This window comes from Microbacterium sp. TWP3-1-2b2 (assembly GCF_049896145.1).
Classification (GTDB): domain Bacteria; phylum Actinomycetota; class Actinomycetes; order Actinomycetales; family Microbacteriaceae; genus Microbacterium.
Genome location: NZ_JAFCTS010000001.1, coordinates 905,844 through 924,670 on the forward strand (window position 1 = coordinate 905,844; position 18,827 = coordinate 924,670).

The following is an 18,827-nucleotide window of genomic DNA, read 5'->3' on the forward strand; positions in this document are numbered from 1 at the left end:
CTCTCACCCTGGAGATTCTGTTGAGACGCGCGAAAATCGTCGCCACGCTGGGCCCGGCCACCTCGAGTTACGAGAACGTTCGAGCCATCATCGAAGCGGGGGTCGACGTCGCCCGGCTGAACCTCAGCCACGGTGACTATTCCGTCCATGACGCCAACTACGCCAACGTCCGCCGCGCCGCGGATGACGCAGGCAAGGCCGTCGCCATCCTGGTCGACCTGCAGGGGCCGAAGATCCGCCTCGGGAAGTTCGAGAACGGCCCATACGAGCTCGCCGCGGGCGACATCTTCAAGATCACCACGGAAGACATCATCGGCAACCGCGAGATCTGCGGCACCACCTTCAAGGGACTGCCGCAGGACGTCAAGCCGGGCGATTTCCTCCTGATCGACGACGGCAAGGTACGCGTCGAGGTCGTGGAGACCGACGGCATCGTCGTGACCACCCGCGTGATCGTCGCCGGTGCGGTGTCGAACAACAAGGGCATCAACCTGCCCGGCGTTGCCGTGAACGTCCCTGCGCTCAGCGAGAAGGACGAAGCCGACCTCCGCTGGGGTCTGCAGATCGGTGCTGACCTCATCGCGCTGTCGTTCGTGCGCAACGCGTCCGACGTCGTGCGAGTGCACGAGATCATGGCTGAAGAGGGCGTCAGAGTGCCCGTCATCGCCAAGATCGAGAAGCCGCAGGCCGTTGATGCCCTCGAAGAGATCGTCGACGCATTCGACGGCATCATGGTCGCCCGAGGTGACCTGGGCGTCGAACTGCCGCTGGAAGCCGTTCCGATCGTGCAGAAGCGGGCCGTCGAGCTCGCTCGACGCAACGCCAAGCCGGTCATCGTCGCGACCCAGATGCTCGAATCGATGATCTCCAGTCCTGTGCCGACGCGCGCGGAGACCTCGGACGTCGCGAACGCGGTCCTCGACGGCGCGGACGCGGTGATGCTGTCCGGCGAGACGAGCGTGGGGGAGTACCCCATCGTGGTCGTCGAGACCATGGCGCGCATCGTCGAGTCGACTGAGGAGCACGGTCTGGAGCGCATCGCGCCGCTCACGGCCAAGCCGCGCACGCAGGGTGGTGCCATCACCCTCGCCGCGCTCGAGGTCGCAGACTTCGTCGAGGCGAAGTTCCTCTGCGTGTTCACCCAGTCCGGTGACTCCGCTCGCCGCCTCTCGCGCCTGCGCTCGCGCATCCCGATGATCGCGTTCACGCCCGAGCCAGGCATCCGCCGCCGGATGGCCCTCACCTGGGGCATCACCTCGAACCTGGTGGACGTCGTCCAGCACACCGACCTGATGTTCCTGCAGGTGGATGACTACCTGTTGAAGAACAACCTCGCGAAGGAAGGGGACAAGGTCGTCGTGATCTCCGGTTCCCCTCCCGGAATCGTGGGATCCACGAACGACATCCGCGTCCACAAGGTCGGAGATGCCGTGAACGGCGCTGCGCCGATCTACAAGGACGCCGTCTGACCGACGGCTTCCGAAGGGGTGGGGCTTCGGCTCCACCCCTTCGTCGTTCCCACTCGCAAAGGGGTAGGTTGCAGTCATGGCGAGCCGCGTGCGCACCCGACAACCTCCCGTAGAGCGAGGAATGCAGGCGTTTCGCGCCATCGCGACCGAGGCGCCCGATCAGGATCAGGATGCCACGGCGATCGTGCTGGTGCATGGGATCGGGACATCGCACCGCTATTTCCAGCGACTCCACGATGCCCTCGCGGTGACGGCGCCGGTCATCTCCGTCGATCTTCCGGGCTTCGGCGGTCTCCCCAAACCCGACTCCGACATCGATGTCTCACAGATGGCCGACGCTCTCGGCGAGCTCCTCAGCGAGTGCGTCTCCGGCCCTGTCGTGCTGGTGGGGCACTCGATGGGGTCGCAGTGGGTCGTCGAGACCGCGCTTCGCCATCCCGAACTCGTTGCACATGTCGTCATCATCGGCCCCGTCACAGACGAGAAGCACAGGAGCGCGCTGGCGCAGTCGCGCGCGTTGGCACTGGACATGCTCGGTGAGTCACCGCTCATCAATGCGGTGGTGCTCGCCGATTATCTCCGGTGCGGCGTCCCCTGGTATCTCACTCAGCTTCGCCACATGCTCGTCTATCCGATCGAAGACAGAGTGCGTGACCTGACGAGACCACTGCTCATCATCCGCGGCAGCAGAGACCCTGTTGCGGGGCGGAACTGGTGTCGACGGCTCCGTGATCTCGCGCCTGCCTCCGTACTCGTGGAGGTACCAGGCGGCCGCCATGTCGTCCAGGGCACGGCGCCTGCCGCCGTCGCTTCCGCGATCCGCTTTCACACGGCACCGCACGCGCCAGAGGCGATCAGCACGTGATGGGGCCGTTGAAGGCCGCGGGCTGGTGGATCCTCGACTATGCCTACGCCCTGGTGTGGCAGAGCAGGGCATTGTTCGACCGCACCGACCCGGCATCGTTCGCCACAGGCACCCAGGCCCCGATCGTCATCCTTCCGGGGATCTACGAGACCTGGAAGTTCATGCAACCGATCGTCGAGGAGCTTCACGACCGCGGTCATCCAGTGCACGTCTTGGAGATGCTCGAGCGAAACCTGCATCCAGTCGCCGAGATGGCTGATCTGGTGACCGACTACCTGCACCGCAACGGACTGCGAGATGTCACGATCGTCGCGCACAGCAAGGGCGGACTTGCCGGAAAGCTGGTGATGATCGGGACCGCCGGAGATCAGGTGCGGGGGATGGTCGCAGTTGCCACACCGTTCGGCGGCTCGAGATACGCGCGCATGATGCCGTCGCGCACGCTGCGCGCGCTCGCTCCCAAGGACCCTGTGATCCTGAGACTCGCGCAAGAGCTCGCGACCAACAGGAAGATCGTGTCGATATACGCGCGGTTCGATCCTCACATCCCTGAGGGGAGCGAGCTCTCCGGCGCGACCAACATCCGTGTGGACACGGGAGGGCATTTCCGGATCCTCGCGCACCCGCAGGTGATCGACGAGCTGGGAGCGCTCAGCGGCAAGAGCTCTCCAGGTGACCCGACGTGCGTGGGCGACACGGACTAGGAGAGTCGCGCATCGCGACCGACGAAGATACGTCCTCGACGCTGAGCGATGCGGAGAAGCACCACTGTGGCGATCGAGCAGACGATGACGGCGACGATGCTCGCCTCAGGCCCGAAGTCTCCGCCCGTCAACCAGGCGGGCCCTGAAGTGTGCGCCGTCACGAGGGCGTCTCGGGCCTCGCTGCCCGATGTCACGGTGCCGAAGATCGCGACGGTCGCGACGTTCCAGCCCAGATGCAGACCGATGGGCAGCCACAGCGAGCCGGTGGCGGCGTAGGCGGCACCGAGCATCAGCCCCGCCTCGACGGTGATGGCGATCGCACCCCAGAGCGTCGCCCCGGGGTTCACGAGGTGGACGAGGCCGAAGAGGACTGCGGAGACGGCAAGAGCGAGCCACGTTCCCCACCGCCGCTGGACGAGCCCGAAGATCACGCCTCGGAAGAGCACTTCCTCTGCGACGGCGATCGCACACATGATCCCGATGACGCTGAGGGCCCCGCCGATCGAGCCCCAGCCGGTTATCCGGTACCCGCCGAACACCGCGAGCACGGCGATGGTGGCAGCAGACAGCAGCAGCCCACCCGCGAGGCCGATCAGCACCAGTCTTGCCGCCCTTCTGGGAGCGAGCTCAGTGGCGCCTCGGCGTTCGACGCGGTGCACCGCGAACCGATACAGCCACAGCATCAGCACAGCCAGCAGCGGTCCGATGACGAGAGCCGCGACCGGGTTCTCGAGCGCAGCGGCGATCGAGTTGGACACGATCATCATGATCGCGAACCCGACGACCATGACGGTGACCTGCACCCATCTTCTGGAGAGGGGCCGCCGGCGTTGTTCGCCGCCTACCGCACCGTCGCCGAACTTCGCCCGAGTCTCAACCGGCGTGGACTTCTCGTGATTCGTGTTCATGTGGTTCGTGCTCCTCGATAATCGTGCGGGGTCGAGGAACACGCTACGGACGACCGCGCCAGCGCGGCATCACGCGGGAGAGGACACTTCCGGTAGCTCTGCAGAGGGATCGTGGTCAGGGATCGCCGACGATACCGAGGCGATGCGCCAGGACCACCGCCTGCACGCGATCGCGGAGCTCGAGCTTGCTGAGGATGCGGGAGACGTACGTCTTCACGGTCTCATGACTGATGACGAGCGCGAGCGCGATCTCCGCATTCGAATGCCCCTCGGCGATGAGCGCAAGCACTTCCTGTTCTCGAGCGGTCAGCGAACCCAGAACGCTGAGGTCGCGGCTCGCGGGGCGAACGCGTTCGCCGTATCGACCGATCAGCGTGCGCGTCACCGCGGGCGACAGCAGCGAGTCACCCGCCGCGACGGTACGGATCGCATCGAGAAGCTCTAGGGGCCTGGCATCCTTCAAGAGGAATCCGCTGGCGCCGGCCCTCAGCGCGTCGAAGACCAGCGCGTCGAGGTTGAACGTCGTGACGATCAGCACCTTCGCGGGATTGCCGATGCCAGGACCGGCGATTCGCCGAGTGGCCTCTATGCCGTCCAACCTTGGCATCCTGATGTCCATGACGACGACGTCCGGCTTCTCCTGCTCGACGATGCGAATCGCGCTCTGCCCGTCGGCTGCCTCACCGACGACGCGGAGATCGGGCTGTGCGTCGATGATCGTCACGAACCCGGTACGCACGAGATCCTGGTCGTCGCACACCACCACACGGATCGGCTCGACGTCGCTGTCCGCGCTCATGCGTCGATCCGCGCGCGGACGAGGAAACCGGTGCCGACGGAACCGGCTTCGAACTGCCCACCGACCAGCGCGATGCGCTCGCGCAAGCCGATCAGGCCGTGCTCGCCGCCGTTTCCCAAGCCGGTTGTCGTGGCCATATCGGTTCTGACCGTCACGTCGATCTCCTTCTCGTCGTAGCGGATGCGCACCAGGGTGGCGGCGCCATACGCGTGCTTGATCGCGTTCGTCAGGGCCTCCTGCACGACGCGGATGACGGCCAGCGCTGACGCGGCATCCACGGTGCGCGGTTGTCCCTCCCGAGTGAACTCGACCGGCTGGCCACCCGCGCGTGCACGCTGCACGAGTTCTTCGACATCGGCGATCGCCGGCGTCCTCGGCGAGTCATCTGAGAGCGAATCCGTCGCCGCGTCCAACGCGCCAAGGAGGCCCCGCAGATCGGTGAGCGCGGCTCTTCCCGTCTCGCCGATCGTGGTGAGCGTCGTCCTGGTCCGTTCGCTGTCGTTCGCCGCGTACTGTGCGGCTTCGGCCTGCACCACCATCGCGGTCACGTGATGCGTGATCACATCGTGCAGTTCCCTGGCGATGCGTCGGCGCTCCGCCTCGACCGCAGCCAGTGCGGCTTCTGCGCTCCGATGCTGCTGCGCCCGCGCCCGGCTGCGCAGCCACACACCCACCACCCACAACGACGTCAGCAGCAACCCGAAGACGACGTGGTCCAGCAACCGTGTCGGCGAGCCGACCCACGTCAGCGCGAAGCAGAGAAGGACATAGCCTCCTGCCGCGCAGGCCGCTGTCACGCGCCGGTGACGGCGCACCAGCGCTCCGGCTCCGACGACGCTGACCAGCAGGCCCAACGCGGCGAACGTCGTCGGGTAGCCGAGCAGCTGATAGGCGCCGAATGCAGAGCCGACCACAGCGAGACAGACAGCGGGCCAGCGGCGCAGCATGGCCACCGTCGCCCCCTGAGCGACGAGAAGCAACCAGCCAAGAGCATCCATCGTCCGATCGGGCAGCTCAGCCAGATCGACTCCCTGACGTTCCACGCCGGGGACGAACGCCAATCCGACAAGAGCTGCGGCAGTCAGGACATCCCAGCGGCGCCACAGCGAGGACAATCGGGGATCCATGCGGTGCGGCTGCTCCATCCGAGTCATCGAGGTGACGTGATGAGTGCCTTCGTCACGAGCGTGCCGGCGGTGGGACTCGAACCCACACGTCCTTTCGAACAAAGCATTTTGAGTGCTCCGCGTCTACCATTCCGCCACGCCGGCGCGTGGTGCGTCTACGACTTTAGCGCAGGAAGAACGCCCGCTTCGCGCGCGCGGCGGGTTCCTGAGACTGATGCTCGGATCCACTCCACTACAATGGACACGTGACTGAGCAAGAACAGGCAGAACCGGCTGAGCAGCCCACGGCATCCGCCCCGCGACGTGTCGTCGTCGCTGAGGACGAATCGCTGATCCGACTCGACATCGTCGAGATCCTCCGCGACAACGGCTTCGACGTCGTCGGAGAGGCCGGTGACGGCGAGACTGCTGTCGCGTTGGCGACCGAGTTGCGTCCCGACCTGGTGATCATGGACGTCAAGATGCCTCAGCTCGACGGCATCAGCGCTGCAGAGAAACTGCACAAGGGCAACATCGCCCCTGTCGTGCTCCTCACCGCATTCAGTCAGAAGGAACTCGTCGAGCGTGCGAGCGAGGCCGGCGCCCTGGCGTACGTCGTCAAGCCGTTCACTCCGAACGACCTTCTTCCTGCGATCGAGATCGCTCTCGCCCGTCACGAGCAGATCATCACGCTCGAGGCCGAGGTCGCCGACATGGTCGAGCGCTTCGAGACCCGCAAGCTCGTCGACCGTGCCAAGGGCCTGCTCAACGAGAAGATGGGCCTCAGCGAGCCGGAGGCGTTCCGCTGGATCCAGAAGGCTTCCATGGATCGTCGCCTGACGATGCAGGATGTCGCCAAGGCGATCATCGAGCAGCTCGCACCCAAGAAGTGACCTTCGACCTCGGCGACGGCATCCGTCTTCGTCTGGTCGATCACGGTGATGCCGAGGCGTACGCCGCCGCGTACGACGTGAATCGTGCGCATCTCGCCTACTGGGATCCGGTTCGCGACGAGAGCTTCTACACGGTCGAGTGGCACAACGGACTGGTCACGCAGTATCTGCGAGATCACGCAGACGGACGCGCTGCTCGCTTCGTGCTCACTCATGATGACGGCCGGATACTCGGCGTCGCCAACGTCACCAACATCGTCAGGGGGGCGTTCCACAGCGCGGATCTCGGCTATTGGATCGATGCGTCGCTCGCTGGTCGGGGCGTGATGACTCGCGTGATCGCGATCGTGATCGACTACGCTCGCGCCGAGCTCGAGCTGCATCGTCTGCAGGCGAGCACGCTGCTCGAGAACGCGGCTTCGCAGCGGGTGCTGCGGCACAACGGGTTCGAGCAGATCGGAATGGCGCCGAAGTATCTGCGGATCGCAGGGGAGTGGCAGGACCACCTGCTGTTCCAGCGGATCCTCTCAGACAGCTGAGAGCGCAGGCTCAGTGCTCGGGCAGATCCTTGATCATGTTCGTGATCCGGATCGTCGAGCAACGGCGGCCCTGATCGTCGGTGACGACGATCTCGTGAACCGTCATGCTGCGGCCGAGATGGATCGGCGTGCACAGGCCGGTCACGATGCCGGAGCGAGCGGATCGCGTGTGGGTGGCATTGATGTCGACGCCGACGGCCAGTCGACCAGGACCGGCGTGCAGGTTCGCAGCCATCGAGCCGAGGGACTCGCCCAGCACCACGTACGCTCCGCCGTGCAGAAGGCCGACGGGTTGGGTGTTCCCCTCCACCGGCATCGTGGCGACGCTGCGCTCCACCGTGAACTCGGTGAACGCGATGCCCATCCGCTCCGCCAGGGTGCCCATTCCGCGTTCCATGACCCACTGCAGTCCGGGTGTCAGGGTGGTCTCGCCCACGTGTCCTCCTCAGCGCGTGTCCGTCGTCCTCGTTAGGCTGACAGGGTGACGGACTCCGCAAAGCCTACCCTCATGGTCGTCGACGGCCACTCGCTCGCCTATCGCGCGTTCTTCGCCCTGCCGGTCGAGAACTTCACCACGAAGGACCATCAGCACACCAACGCGATCTATGGCTTCCTCTCGATGCTCGTGAACCTGATCAAGGCCGAGCAGCCGACGCACATGGCGATCGCGTTCGACACGTCGAGGCACTCGTTCCGCACCGACGCCTACCCCGAGTACAAGGCGACCCGGTCCGAGTCTCCGCAGGAGTTCCGCGGTCAGGTGCCGCTGCTGCAGGACGTGCTGGCAGCGATGTCGATTCCCGTGCTCACGAAAGAGGGCATCGAGGCTGACGACATCCTCGCCACCTTGTCGGTGCAGGGCGCCGAGCAGGGCTACGACGTGCTCCTGGTGTCCGGCGACCGCGACACGATCCAACTCGTCAATGACAAGGTGACGCTCCTGTATCCCTCGGTTCAGGGCGTCTCGCAGCTCAAGCGATACGACCCGGCCACAGTCGAGGAGCGTTACGGCGTCCGCCCGGAGCAGTACCCGGACATCGCCGCGCTCGTCGGCGAGACCAGCGACAATCTCCCCGGCGTGCCGAAGGTGGGGGAGAAGACCGCAGTCAAGTGGCTGACTCAGTTCGGCGGTCTCGATGAACTGCTCGATCGCGCCGACGAGATCAAGGGCGTCGTCGGGGGCAACCTGCGCGAACACATGGACGCGGTCAGGCGCAACCGCAAACTCAATCGTCTGCTCACCGACGTCGAACTGCCCGTCGCACCAGATGATCTCGCGGTCGCCCCGATCGATGCGCAGGCCGTGCGTGACATCTTCGCTCGCCTGGAGTTCCGCACCCTGCTCCCTCGTGTGTTCGATGCGGTCGGCGCGGGCGACGAGGCCGTGCACGACGAACCCGCGGTCGCGATGCCCGACCCCATCGAGACGTCCGTCACCGAGCTCGCGCAGTGGCTCGGCGAGCAGAGCGACGAACTGGCCGTCACGCTCGTGACAGGTGGCGGCGATATCTCCCGCATCGCCGTCGCCAGTCTGACCGAGCTCCGCGAGACGGATTGGAGCGACGCCACCGCCGACGCGCTTCGTCTCTGGCTCGAGTCCGACACCCCCAAGGTGCTCAACGACGCGAAACCGCAGGTGAAGGCATTGCACCGCGCCGGCATCCGTCTGGGCGGGCTCAGCTACGACACACTCCTCGCGGGGTGGCTGCTGCGCCCGAGCTTCCCCGACAAGACCCTCGCGCATCTCGTCGATCGTTATCTCGACGAGAAGCTTCCGGTGGCCGACCCGACGCAACTCGTCCCCGAGACCGACGGTGCGACGCCGTCGCAAGAGGCATGGTTCACGCTGCGGACGGCCGCCGCACTGCGCGACGACCTGCCGGAGTCGGTGGCGGCTGTGCTCAGCGACATCGAGCTGCCGACGCTGCTCGCCCTCGCCGACATGGAGATCGCGGGCGTCGCCGTGTCGCACGACGTGCTCTCGACGTTCTCCGCTGAACTCGCTGCGCGCACCGACGGCCTCGCGACCGACGCGTTCGCGCTGGTGGGCCGGGAGTTCAACCTCGGCTCGCCCAAGCAGCTTCAAGAGGTGCTTTTCGAAGACCTGCAGCTGCCGAAGACGCGAAAGACCAAGACCGGCTATTCGACAGATGCCGCAGTGCTCGCCGACCTGCAGGAGAGCAACCCGCATCCCTTCCTCGATCTGCTGCTGCAGCATCGCGAGGCGACAAAGCTCCGGCAGATCATCGAGTCGTTGGACACGGCGATCCGTGATGATCATCGCGTCCACACGACCTATGTGCAGACGGGAAGCCAGACAGGCCGGCTCTCCAGCACAGACCCCAACCTGCAGAACATCCCGGTGCGCACCGAGGAGTCCCGGCGCATCCGCAGTGCGTTCGAAGTGGGCGAGGGCTACGAGACTCTGCTCACAGCCGACTACTCGCAGATCGAGATGCGCATCATGGCGCATCTTTCGGGCGACAAGGGTCTGATCGAGGCATTCAACAGCGGCGAGGATCTGCACCGGTTCGTCGGTGCCCGTGTCTTCGGTGTCGAACCGTCCGGGGTGACCTCGGCGATGCGCACGAAGGTCAAGGCGATGTCGTACGGTCTCGTCTACGGGCTCTCGGCCTTCGGCCTGTCAAAGCAGCTGCGCATCGAGCAGTCCGAGGCGAAGCAGCTGATGCTGGAGTACTTCGCGCGATTCGGTGCCGTGCGCGATTACCTGCGCGCATCGGTCGTGAAGGCCAAAGAGGACGGCTACACCGAGACGATCTTCGGCCGCCGGCGGCCATTCCCCGACCTCAGCAGCCCCAACCGCGTACTGCGTGAGAATGCTGAGCGTGCCGCGCTCAATGCTCCCATCCAGGGCAGCGCGGCCGACATCATGAAGGTCGCGCTGTACGAGATCCACGCAGATCTGCGGGCGGCCGAGATGCGCTCTCGGGTCCTTCTGCAGATCCACGATGAGCTCGTGGTCGAGGTGGCGGCGGGGGAGTGGGATGCAACCGAGAAGATCGTACGCACCCGCATGGCGGATGCTGCGGATCTCTCAGTGCCACTCGATGTCCAGGTCGGTCGCGGGCACGACTGGAACGAAGCCGCGCACTGAGCTGAGTACGGAGGCACTGCGATCAGTGTCGGCGCTACGCTGAAGGACATGACGACTACCCCTCGCACGCCCTCAGCGATCGACAAGGTCGCAGAAGACTGGGTCGACACCCTGGTGGAGCTCGCGCCCACCCTCGGCACGTACATCGGACGCAATGACGCCAACGATCGCTACGGCGATCTGAGTCCGGACGGTCAGGAGCAGTATGCGGCTGAGGTGCGCAAGACGCTCAGCGCGCTGGACGACCTGAATCCGTCCGATGCTGTCGATGAGGTCACCAAGGCCGACCTCGGCAGCGAACTGACGCTCGATCTCGAGTTCCACGAGGCCCGCTGGCATCTTCGTGATCTCAACGTCATCGCCTCCGCGGCGCAGGACATCCGTCAGGTGTACGACCTCATGCCGACCTCGACGGCTGATGACTGGTCGGTCATCGTCAAGCGTCTCGCGGCAGTGCCGCACGCTCTTCGCGGATACACCGCGACTCTGCGAGAAGGCATCGCACAGGGCGTCGTTCCCGCTCGTCGTCAGGTCGCGGAGGTCGCGGATCAGATCCTCCGTTACACCGCGGACGATGGTTTCTTCGCCTCGTTCGTCGCCGGCGCCACTCCGGACGAGGGCGCGCTGCCTGCGTCTCTCGCCCGCGACCTCGCCGACAGCGCGTCGGCGGCGCGCGTCGCATACGACGAACTGCGTGACTTCCTCACGGGAACGCTCGCGCCGGCCGCGACTGAGGTGGATGCGGTGGGCCGTGAGCTCTACGCCCTCAATTCCCGCCGATTCCTCGGCGCTGAGATCGACCTCGATGAGACCTACGAATGGGGCCGTGAAGAACTCGCCCGCATGGTGGCCGAGCAGACGGCGATAGCGAACGAGATCCTTCCCGGTTCCACTGTCGAGGAGGCAGTGGCGCATCTGGAGGCCGACCCGGCTCGTAAGCTGCACGGCACCGAGGCGCTGCAACGCTGGATGCAGGAGACCAGCGACCGTGCGGTGGCCGAGCTCGGGGCTACGCACTTCGACATCCCGGAGCAGATCCGCACCCTTGAGTGCATGATCGCCCCGACCCAAGAGGGGGGCATCTACTACACCGGTCCAACGGATGATTTCTCACGTCCTGGACGCATGTGGTGGTCGGTACCAGAGGGCGTCACCGAGTTCGACACGTGGCGAGAGCTCACGACGGTCTATCACGAGGGAATTCCCGGTCACCACCTCCAGATCGGTCAGGCGGTGTACAACCGCGCTGAATTGAACTCGTGGCGTCGCCTTCTGGCCGGGACGTCAGGGCATGCAGAGGGCTGGGCGCTCTACGCAGAAAGACTGATGCAGCAGCTCGGCTATCTGGATGATCCGGCCGACCGATTGGGAATGCTCGACGGACAGCGCATGCGTGCCGCCCGTGTGGTGCTCGACATCGGCGTGCACCTGGGAAAGCCGCGACTCGACGGAACGGGCACCTGGGACGCCGATTACGCGCTCGACTTCATGCGTCGGAACGTGAACATGTCGGATGAGTTCGTGCAGTTCGAGGTCAACCGCTACCTCGGCTGGCCGGGCCAGGCGCCCTCGTACAAGGTGGGTCAGCGCATCTGGGAGCAGGTGCGAGACGCCTACCAGCTGCAGCAGGGCGACGGGTTCGACATCAAGCAGTTCCACAAGCGCGCCCTGAACCTCGGCGGCGTCGGACTCGACACGCTTCGCACGGCACTCGTGGTCAGGTAGAGGCGCATGGGACTCGAGTTCGGTCTCGACACATTCGGCGACATCACGCGCGATCCGGACGGCGAACCGCTGACGGCAGCGCAGACGATCCGCAACATCGTCGAACAGGCCGAGCTCGCCGACCGGGTCGGCATCGACTTCTTCGGCGTGGGGGAGCATCATCGCAAGGAGTTCGCGGTCTCGGCTCCCGAGATGGTCCTCGCCGCCATCGCATCACGCACCGAGCGGATCAGATTGGGCACGGCCGTCACCGTGCTCTCGTCCGACGACCCCGTGCGGGTCTACGAGCGATTCGCGACGCTGGACGCGCTGTCAGGCGGCCGTGCGGAAGTGGTGCTCGGACGCGGCTCCTTCACAGAGTCGTTTCCGCTCTTCGGCTTCGATCTGCGCGACTACGAGGCGCTGTTCGAGGAGAAGCTCGAGCTGTTCGTCGAGCTCGTGAAGGAGAAGCCGGTCACCTGGTCCGGCACCATGCGTCCGGCACTCGTCGACGCCGACGTGTTCCCGAAGACGGAGAACGGTCTTCGTACCTGGGTCGGCGTCGGGGGCAGTCCCGAATCAGTCGTGCGCGTGGCGCGACACGGCCTCGGACTGATGCTCGCAATCATCGGCGGCCCCGCAGCGCGTTTCGCGCCGTTCGTCGAGCTGTACCACCGCTCGATCGCCGCGTTCGGCACTGCGGAGCATCCGATCGCGGTTCATTCACCGGGACACATCGCCGAGACCGACGAAGAGGCCTGGGATGCCGCGTATTCAGGGTTCGAGGCCATGAACAACACGATCGGCAAGGAGCGGGGCTGGCCCGTGTACAGTCGCGCGCGCTTCCAGAACGATGTGGGCCCCGCCGGTGCCATCTACTCCGGTTCCCCCGAGCGCGTCGCGCAGAAGATCGCAGATACGGTCCGCACACTCGGCATCGGCCGCTTCGATCTGAAGTACGCGACCGGCACACTCGGTCACGAACAGCTGATGCGCAGCATCGAGCTGTACGGCACCGAGGTGATCCCGCGTGTCAGAGATCTGCTGAAATGAGCAGTTCCGGCATCCCGAGCCGCGCATCACTGGCGGAGCGCCTCGACACGCTGCCGTTCACTCGTCGGCATCTGAAGGTGCTCTCGGGCTCTGGCATCGGCTGGGCACTCGATGCGATGGACGTCGGTCTCATCTCGTTCGTGATCGCAGTCCTCGCTCAGCAGTGGGATCTGTCGAAGACCGAGACGGGATGGATCGCTTCGGTCGGATTCATCGGAATGGCGATCGGCGCGACGTTGGGCGGCCTCCTGGCGGATCGCCTCGGGAGACGTCAGGTATTCGCGATCACGCTGCTGATCTACGGGGTGGCCACAGGTGCCAGCGCGCTCGTCGGCGGACTTGCGATGCTGCTCGTGCTGCGGTTCTTCGTCGGGCTCGGTCTCGGTGCCGAGCTGCCGGTCGCCTCGACCTACGTCAGCGAGTTCGCGCCACGCCGCATCCGGGGTCGGCTCATCGTCATCCTGGAAGCGTTCTGGGCCGTCGGCTGGACCGCCGCGGCGCTGATCGGCTACTTCGTCATCCCGGCTTCGGAGTCGGGTTGGCGCTGGGCATTCGCCCTCGGCGCCCTGCCTGCCGCCTACGCGATCATCGTGCGCTGGGGCCTTCCTGAATCACCCCGCTGGCTCGCGTCCCGCGGAGATATCGCTCAAGCCGAGAGGATCATCACCAAGTTCGAAGCGGATGCCGGTGTCACCAGCGTCCCTCTCGTCAGCAAGGCGCCGACGGCCCGTGTCCTCGCAGACGACGCCTCGTCACGACTGGGCACCCTCTGGTATCCGGAGTTCCGTGTGCGGACGTTGTGCATCTGGCTGATCTGGTTCTGCGTAAACTTCGCGTACTACGGCGCGTTCATCTGGATTCCCAGCATCCTCGTTGATGCCGGCTACGACCTCGTCCGTTCCTTCGGCTTCACGCTGCTCATCACACTCGCGCAACTGCCGGGGTATGCCGTAGCCGCGTGGCTCATAGAAGTCTGGGGGCGCCGCACGACCCTGTCGGTTTTCCTGGCCGGATCGGCTGTCTCTGCCGTCCTGTTCGGCACGGCGACAGGTGTCGGTGCGATCATCGCGACAGGGATGGCGCTGTCGTTCTTCAATCTCGGCGCATGGGGCGCGCTGTATGCGGTGACGCCTGAGATCTATCCGACCTCACTGCGCGGCACGGGTTCCGGGTGGGCCGCAGGTGTCGGCAGAGTGGCATCGATCGTCGCTCCGCTGATCGTCCCTGTGCTGCTCGGCGTCGGGGGAGCGCCGCTGCTGTTCGCCGTCTTCGCCGGGTTCTTCGTCGTCGCCGCGATCGTGACGTGGGGGTTGGTGGACCGAAGAGGTCAAGCGCTGGACGATCGCTGAGCCGTCGTGCCTGCGGGCGGGCATAGGCTGGTTCGGTGACTGATGTGAGGTTCGTGGCGATCGGCGACTCGTTCACCGAGGGTGTCGGTGATGAATTGCCGGACGGTCGGGTTCGCGGGTGGGCGGACATCGCTGCGCAAGGATGGGCGGATGCTGCCGGGCACACGATCCAGTACGCGAACCTGGCGATCCGTGGCAAGCTCGCCTGGCCGATCGTCCAGGAGCAGCTCGAGCCGGCGCTCGCGCTGAATCCCACGCACCTCTCCTTCAACGGCGGCGGCAACGACATGCTCCGACCTCGAACCGATCTCGAGCACATCGCTGACACCTTCTCCCGCGTTCTGCGTCGATGCGATGAGCAGGGCGTCACCGTGATTCTGCTTTCCGGCGCGAACCCCGCGGGTCAGCTGCCGATGGGGTCGCTCATCCAGCGTCGCGGCGACGAACTCTCGGCGGCGGTTCTACGACGTGTCGCGGACCGCCCTGACGTCATCCGGGCGTTGAATTGGCCGGATCGTGAACTCGCGCGAAGTCCGTACTGGTCCGAGGACCGTCTGCACATGAACGCGGCCGGTCACCACCGCGTGGCCGCCAGGGTGCTGGACGCCCTCGGCTACGAACCGCCAGCGGAGTGGTGGGCCCCAAATGCGGTGGGGCCGGCGGGGGCAGTCGGTCTCGCGTATTACCGCGAGCATGTGGGTCCGTGGGTCAGAAGGCGACTGACTCGGACATCATCGGGAGATGGGCGTGCCGCGAAGTACCCCTCGTGGGTCGAACGAGATCCCCATTGAGCGCACTGCGCGGACGCAGGCTGCCCCGTCGCACCGTGCAACTGCTCGTCGGGCTGTTCCTGTACGGCATCGGGATCGCCTTCATGGTGCGCGGGCAGATCGGCGCCGCGCCGTGGGATGTGCTGACGCAGGGCATCACGCGTCACGTGCCTCTCACCTTCGGAGTCGTGACGATTCTGGTCAGTATCGTCGTGCTGCTGCTGTGGATCCCGTTACGGCAGAAGCTGGGGTTCGGTACCGTTCTCAACGCATTGCTCGTCGGACCGTCAGCGGACGTGGGACTCGCGTTGATCCCGGTGGATCAACCGCTGTGGCTGCGAAGCTGCTTCTTCGCGATCGGGCTGCTCGTCCTCTCCGCCGCGACCGGACTCTACATCGGGGCGCAGTTCGGGCCCGGGCCCCGAGACGGCTTGATGACAGGACTGCACAAGCAGACCGGCTGGCCGATCTGGATCGTGCGAACGGGTCTCGAGATCGTGGTCGTCGCGGTCGGTTGGGTCCTCGGTGGCAACGTGGGGATAGGCACCGTCGCGTTCGCGCTGCTGGTCGGTCCGCTCTGCCAGTACTTCATGCGCCTGTTCGCTATGACGATCGGCCCGCAGACACGGAGAGGATACGCCACGTGAGCGACATCCAGATGGCGCAGATGCCCGCCGGAGAAGTCACGCTCCACGATGCTCGGCGCGACCTCCAACGGACGGTGTCACTTGATTCGTTCGAGATAGGCGTGTTCGCCGTCACAGAGGAACAGTTCGCCGAGGTCCTCGGCATAGCGTCGCGGCATCCACGACGGCCCGCGGCGGATCTGAGTTGGTTGCGTGCCGTGCGCTTCTGCAACGCGGCGTCGGAATGGGAGGGTCTCGACCCCGCGTACACCTTCGACGGTGAAGACATCACATGGCACGTCGACAGCGACGGCTATCGGCTGCCGACCGAGGCGGAGTGGGAGTACGCCTGCCGCGCCGGGTCGACGGGACCGCATTACGGTCTCCTCTCCGATGTCGCTTGGACGGCAGCCGACGGCGTCACCACGCCGCAGAACGTCGGAGGCAAGCTCCCCAACCTCAACGGCCTGTTCGACACCCTCGGCAACGTGTGGGAGTGGTGCTGGGATCTGCTCGATCCCGCGCGCTATGACGACTACCGCGTCTTCCGCGGCGGGGGATACGCAGACGACGCCTGGAGCGTGCGCGCCTCGGTGCGACGCGGCGGCGCACCGCGCATGCATCATGATGACGTCGGGATGCGTCTGGCACGCGGCGGCTTCGATACCGCCGACGCCGCACAGGGATGGTCGGCAGCGGTCGACCGAGAGCGTGCGGCATCGGATGACGCGCTGTCCGTCGGATGGACTCCGCGTCGCTAGCGTCGGAGCGAACCTCTGCTCGTCCGCCTCGACGTTTGGCGCGGTGTCAACCCCCTTCGCCTTCCCCTTCTGCGCTGGCATGGTCGAATCACCGAACGAGCACTCCGCTCGTCATCGGGGTGTCGACGGTCGGCACCGGGAAGGAATGCGCACATGAGCATCGGTACTGGAGTCGTCCTCTTCGTGATCGGCGCGATTCTCACATTCGCGGTAAACGTCGAAGTGGCGTGGGTTAATCTCGATCTGGTCGGCTACATCCTGATGGGAGCGGGAGTCGTCGTGTTCCTCATCGGACTGGTGTTGCTTGCCCGGCGCCGTCGGTCGGACACCGTCACGCATACGACTGTGGATCCCACGGTCGGAGAACGTACGACGCGTCAGTCGACATCGTCCAGCGACGCGGCGTCGGACATCTGACCGGCCGCATCCGCGAGGAACGAGGTCAGGACATCGCTCGAATCATGTAGCGGTCGGGATCGTCAGGAGTGGTGAAGCCGTACTGCGCGTACAGCCCGTGAGCGTCCGCTGTCGCGAGGAGCATTCGGCGCAGTCCGAGCGGTTCGAGGTCGGCGATGACGCCCTCGACGAGGAGCTTGCCGATGCCGTTGCCGCGCTCACCTGACGCGACGAAGACGTCGCACAGCCAGGCGAACGTCACGCCATCGGTCACGACACGTGCATACGCGACCTGCTCGCCGGTGCGGGCATCCCATACGCCGTAGTTTCGAGATGCATCGATCGCAGCGTCCTGCACAGCGCGGCTGCGTCCCTCCGCCCAATACGACTCTTCGCTGATCCACTGATGTACGCGTGCTCTGTCGATGCGTTCATCATTCTGAGCGAAGGAGAACCGGTCGGTCATCTCTCAGCCTTTCGATCAGGGTCCAGGCCTATGCGAATGCGAGTGCGCTTGCGTTCGATGAGGATGAAACAGGCGCCCACCAGCCAGATCGGCACCTGCGCGAGAAACGCGATGCGGAAGGCATCGAGTGAGTACGTGTCCGGGGTGCCTGCGCCTTGCAGATCGAGTGCCAGCCCGATCAGGAAGATCGCGATGAGCGCGGAGATGAAGCCGCCCCCGTTGGTGAGGCCCGTTGCTGTGCTGAGCCGGTGAGCCGGATTATGTGTTCGGGCGTGATCGAACGCGATCATCGAGGCCGGCCCGCCGGTCGCGAGGGCGACGGCCAGCACGAAAAGCAACCAGAGCGGCGCCGGCCCGGGCTGCAGCAGAACGACGATCCAGGCGATCATCTGAATCGCGACTGCGGGGAGAACGAGCGCCATGGATCGCTGATTCGGCATGCGACCGGAGAGGTTGCCGATTATCGGTCCTAGTATCATGCCGGCAACGACATATGTCGAGATGATGGTGGCCGCTTGCGCTGTCGTGACGCCTTCACCGGCGGTGAGGAACGGCATGCCCCACAGAAGCACGAAGGCGGTTCCCGCGAACGGCGTGGTGAAGTGCGACCAGAATGCCAGTCTGGTGCCCGGATGCGCCCAGGCGGCGCGTATGCCGACACCGGTGTCGATCGCGGATGTGACGACACGAACGACACCGGTGTCAGTGTTGACAGTGACGTCCACGTCGAGCTCCGGCGGGCGATTGCGTATGACGACCCACACCAGGACGGCGAAGAGGATGCCGAGACCGGCGATGCTGCCGAACGTGATGGACCAGGTGGTCGCGTGCAGCAATGCAGCGAGCGGGATCAGCGCCACCAACTGCCCCGCCTGACCGATCACACCGGTGAACTGCACCATGACCGGACCCCGTTGAGCCGGGAACCAGATCGCGATGAGTCGCAGCACAGCAGGGAATACAGCGGCGTCGCCCGCACCGAGGAGGATGCGCGCGACGATCGCGATACCGATGCTGGGGGAGACCGCGATGGTGAGCTGTCCGATCGCCATCAGGATCATGCCGATCGTGATGATCGGTCGCGCGCCGTATCTGTCGAGCAGCACGCCGATCGGAATCTGCATGCCGCCGTACACGGCCAGCTGCACGACGGCGAACAGCGACAGAGTCGAAGCATCCGCCTGGAATCGTTCCGCCGCGTCCACACCGACAGCTCCGAGGGACGTGCGATTGGTTATCGCGAGCATGTAGGCCGCGACGCCCACCGACCAGATCAACCACGCCCTCCATCCGATCGTGGAGAC

Annotated in this window: 19 protein-coding genes and 1 tRNA gene; 13 read left to right on the forward strand and 7 right to left on the reverse strand. The window is 65.5% G+C overall.

Going from position 1 to position 18,827, the window contains the following annotated elements; translation table 11 throughout:
* The first annotated feature begins 20 nt into the window (after positions 1–20).
* From pyk to ACP7AR_RS04505, 3 genes are all read left to right on the forward strand, one after another.
* Positions 21–1,469 carry a pyruvate kinase gene (gene pyk / locus ACP7AR_RS04495; RefSeq protein ID WP_426183197.1) on the forward strand — a complete coding sequence of 483 codons (1,449 nt, stop codon included), beginning with the start codon at positions 21–23 and terminating at the stop codon, positions 1,467–1,469.
* A gap of 76 nt (positions 1,470–1,545) precedes the next feature.
* Entirely contained in the window at positions 1,546–2,334 is a 789-nt protein-coding gene (locus ACP7AR_RS04500) for an alpha/beta fold hydrolase (RefSeq protein ID WP_426183199.1), read from the forward strand.
* Positions 2,334–3,038 (forward strand): esterase/lipase family protein, encoded by a 705-nt coding sequence (locus ACP7AR_RS04505; protein WP_426183201.1) that lies wholly within the window; start codon positions 2,334–2,336, stop codon positions 3,036–3,038. Before ACP7AR_RS04500 ends, ACP7AR_RS04505 begins: the two co-directional genes overlap by 1 nt.
* On the opposite strand, the gene ACP7AR_RS04510 is transcribed toward ACP7AR_RS04505, so the two are convergent.
* The 4 genes from ACP7AR_RS04510 to ACP7AR_RS04525 form a co-directional block, all read right to left on the reverse strand.
* Positions 3,035–3,946, reverse strand: coding sequence for a CPBP family intramembrane glutamic endopeptidase (locus ACP7AR_RS04510; RefSeq protein WP_426183203.1), 912 nt, complete (start codon positions 3,944–3,946; stop codon positions 3,035–3,037). The genes ACP7AR_RS04505 and ACP7AR_RS04510 overlap by 4 nt on opposite strands.
* 115 nt (positions 3,947–4,061) lie before the next feature.
* A complete protein-coding gene (locus tag ACP7AR_RS04515; protein ID WP_426183205.1) occupies positions 4,062–4,745 on the reverse strand; it encodes a response regulator in 684 nt (227 codons plus the stop codon).
* Positions 4,742–5,872 carry a sensor histidine kinase gene (locus ACP7AR_RS04520; RefSeq protein ID WP_426183207.1) on the reverse strand — a complete coding sequence of 377 codons (1,131 nt, stop codon included), beginning with the start codon at positions 5,870–5,872 and terminating at the stop codon, positions 4,742–4,744. Before ACP7AR_RS04520 ends, ACP7AR_RS04515 begins: the two co-directional genes overlap by 4 nt.
* Before the next feature lie 61 nt (positions 5,873–5,933).
* Positions 5,934–6,016: transfer RNA gene (locus tag ACP7AR_RS04525), tRNA-Leu, on the reverse strand.
* 101 nt (positions 6,017–6,117) lie between these two features.
* Here ACP7AR_RS04525 and ACP7AR_RS04530 point away from each other — a divergent pair.
* Together ACP7AR_RS04530 and ACP7AR_RS04535 are read left to right on the forward strand one after the other, a co-directional pair.
* A complete protein-coding gene (locus ACP7AR_RS04530; RefSeq protein WP_033107049.1) occupies positions 6,118–6,744 on the forward strand; it encodes an ANTAR domain-containing response regulator in 627 nt (208 codons plus the stop codon).
* Positions 6,741–7,283 carry a GNAT family N-acetyltransferase gene (locus tag ACP7AR_RS04535; RefSeq protein ID WP_426183210.1) on the forward strand — a complete coding sequence of 181 codons (543 nt, stop codon included), beginning with the start codon at positions 6,741–6,743 and terminating at the stop codon, positions 7,281–7,283. Before ACP7AR_RS04530 ends, ACP7AR_RS04535 begins: the two co-directional genes overlap by 4 nt.
* 10 nt (positions 7,284–7,293) lie before the next feature.
* Here the strand turns inward: ACP7AR_RS04535 and ACP7AR_RS04540 are convergent, their stop codons facing one another.
* Positions 7,294–7,680 carry a hotdog fold thioesterase gene (locus ACP7AR_RS04540; RefSeq protein ID WP_426187630.1) on the reverse strand — a complete coding sequence of 129 codons (387 nt, stop codon included), beginning with the start codon at positions 7,678–7,680 and terminating at the stop codon, positions 7,294–7,296.
* A gap of 84 nt (positions 7,681–7,764) precedes the next feature.
* Between ACP7AR_RS04540 and polA the strand changes: the two genes are divergently transcribed.
* The 8 genes from polA to ACP7AR_RS04580 all read left to right on the forward strand — a co-directional run bounded on the left by polA (position 7,765) and on the right by ACP7AR_RS04580 (position 17,078).
* Positions 7,765–10,398 carry a DNA polymerase I gene (polA, locus tag ACP7AR_RS04545; RefSeq protein ID WP_426183212.1) on the forward strand — a complete coding sequence of 878 codons (2,634 nt, stop codon included), beginning with the start codon at positions 7,765–7,767 and terminating at the stop codon, positions 10,396–10,398.
* 48 nt (positions 10,399–10,446) lie between these two features.
* Positions 10,447–12,123, forward strand: coding sequence for a DUF885 domain-containing protein (locus ACP7AR_RS04550; RefSeq protein WP_426183214.1), 1,677 nt, complete (start codon positions 10,447–10,449; stop codon positions 12,121–12,123).
* 6 nt (positions 12,124–12,129) lie between these two features.
* Positions 12,130–13,155, forward strand: coding sequence for an LLM class flavin-dependent oxidoreductase (locus ACP7AR_RS04555; RefSeq protein WP_426183216.1), 1,026 nt, complete (start codon positions 12,130–12,132; stop codon positions 13,153–13,155).
* Complete coding sequence (locus tag ACP7AR_RS04560) at positions 13,152–14,504, forward strand: MFS transporter (RefSeq protein ID WP_426183219.1); 1,353 nt, start codon at positions 13,152–13,154, stop codon at positions 14,502–14,504. Before ACP7AR_RS04555 ends, ACP7AR_RS04560 begins: the two co-directional genes overlap by 4 nt.
* 35 nt (positions 14,505–14,539) lie before the next feature.
* Entirely contained in the window at positions 14,540–15,295 is a 756-nt protein-coding gene (locus tag ACP7AR_RS04565) for an SGNH/GDSL hydrolase family protein (protein WP_426183221.1), read from the forward strand.
* On the forward strand, positions 15,292–15,921 hold the full coding sequence (locus ACP7AR_RS04570) for a YczE/YyaS/YitT family protein (protein WP_426183223.1): 630 nt from the start codon (positions 15,292–15,294) through the stop codon (positions 15,919–15,921). The genes ACP7AR_RS04565 and ACP7AR_RS04570 overlap by 4 nt, the downstream gene beginning before the upstream one ends.
* On the forward strand, positions 15,918–16,661 hold the full coding sequence (locus ACP7AR_RS04575) for a formylglycine-generating enzyme family protein (RefSeq protein ID WP_426183225.1): 744 nt from the start codon (positions 15,918–15,920) through the stop codon (positions 16,659–16,661). The genes ACP7AR_RS04570 and ACP7AR_RS04575 overlap by 4 nt, the downstream gene beginning before the upstream one ends.
* A gap of 153 nt (positions 16,662–16,814) precedes the next feature.
* The gene (locus ACP7AR_RS04580) at positions 16,815–17,078 is read left to right on the forward strand and encodes a DUF6458 family protein (protein WP_426183227.1); all 264 of its coding nucleotides are present in this window, start codon (positions 16,815–16,817) and stop codon (positions 17,076–17,078) included.
* A gap of 25 nt (positions 17,079–17,103) precedes the next feature.
* Here ACP7AR_RS04580 and ACP7AR_RS04585 read toward each other — a convergent pair whose 3' ends face one another.
* Both ACP7AR_RS04585 and ACP7AR_RS04590 read right to left on the reverse strand, forming a co-directional pair.
* Positions 17,104–17,523 (reverse strand): GNAT family N-acetyltransferase, encoded by a 420-nt coding sequence (locus tag ACP7AR_RS04585; RefSeq protein WP_426183229.1) that lies wholly within the window; start codon positions 17,521–17,523, stop codon positions 17,104–17,106.
* Complete coding sequence (locus ACP7AR_RS04590) at positions 17,520–18,770, reverse strand: MFS transporter (protein WP_426187632.1); 1,251 nt, start codon at positions 18,768–18,770, stop codon at positions 17,520–17,522. Before ACP7AR_RS04590 ends, ACP7AR_RS04585 begins: the two co-directional genes overlap by 4 nt.
* Positions 18,771–18,827 lie beyond the last annotated feature (57 nt).

Bases quoted from the DNA above. Each gene is read 5' to 3' on its own strand.
- ACP7AR_RS04585 (WP_426183229.1), bottom strand. From the start codon at position 17,523: ATGACCGACCGGTTCTCCTTCGCTCAGAATGATGAACGCATCGACAGA.
- ACP7AR_RS04505 (WP_426183201.1), top strand. From the start codon at position 2,334: ATGGGGCCGTTGAAGGCCGCGGGCTGGTGGATCCTCGACTATGCCTAC.
- ACP7AR_RS04555 (WP_426183216.1), top strand. From the start codon at position 12,130: ATGGGACTCGAGTTCGGTCTCGACACATTCGGCGACATCACGCGCGAT.
- ACP7AR_RS04520 (WP_426183207.1), bottom strand. From the start codon at position 5,872: ATGGATCCCCGATTGTCCTCGCTGTGGCGCCGCTGGGATGTCCTGACT.
- ACP7AR_RS04540 (WP_426187630.1), bottom strand. From the start codon at position 7,680: ATGGAACGCGGAATGGGCACCCTGGCGGAGCGGATGGGCATCGCGTTC.
- ACP7AR_RS04560 (WP_426183219.1), top strand. From the start codon at position 13,152: ATGAGCAGTTCCGGCATCCCGAGCCGCGCATCACTGGCGGAGCGCCTC.
- ACP7AR_RS04510 (WP_426183203.1), bottom strand. From the start codon at position 3,946: ATGAACACGAATCACGAGAAGTCCACGCCGGTTGAGACTCGGGCGAAG.
- ACP7AR_RS04590 (WP_426187632.1), bottom strand. From the start codon at position 18,770: ATGCTCGCGATAACCAATCGCACGTCCCTCGGAGCTGTCGGTGTGGAC.
- ACP7AR_RS04515 (WP_426183205.1), bottom strand. From the start codon at position 4,745: ATGAGCGCGGACAGCGACGTCGAGCCGATCCGTGTGGTGGTGTGCGAC.
- ACP7AR_RS04550 (WP_426183214.1), top strand. From the start codon at position 10,447: ATGACGACTACCCCTCGCACGCCCTCAGCGATCGACAAGGTCGCAGAA.
- ACP7AR_RS04580 (WP_426183227.1), top strand. From the start codon at position 16,815: ATGAGCATCGGTACTGGAGTCGTCCTCTTCGTGATCGGCGCGATTCTC.
- ACP7AR_RS04500 (WP_426183199.1), top strand. From the start codon at position 1,546: ATGGCGAGCCGCGTGCGCACCCGACAACCTCCCGTAGAGCGAGGAATG.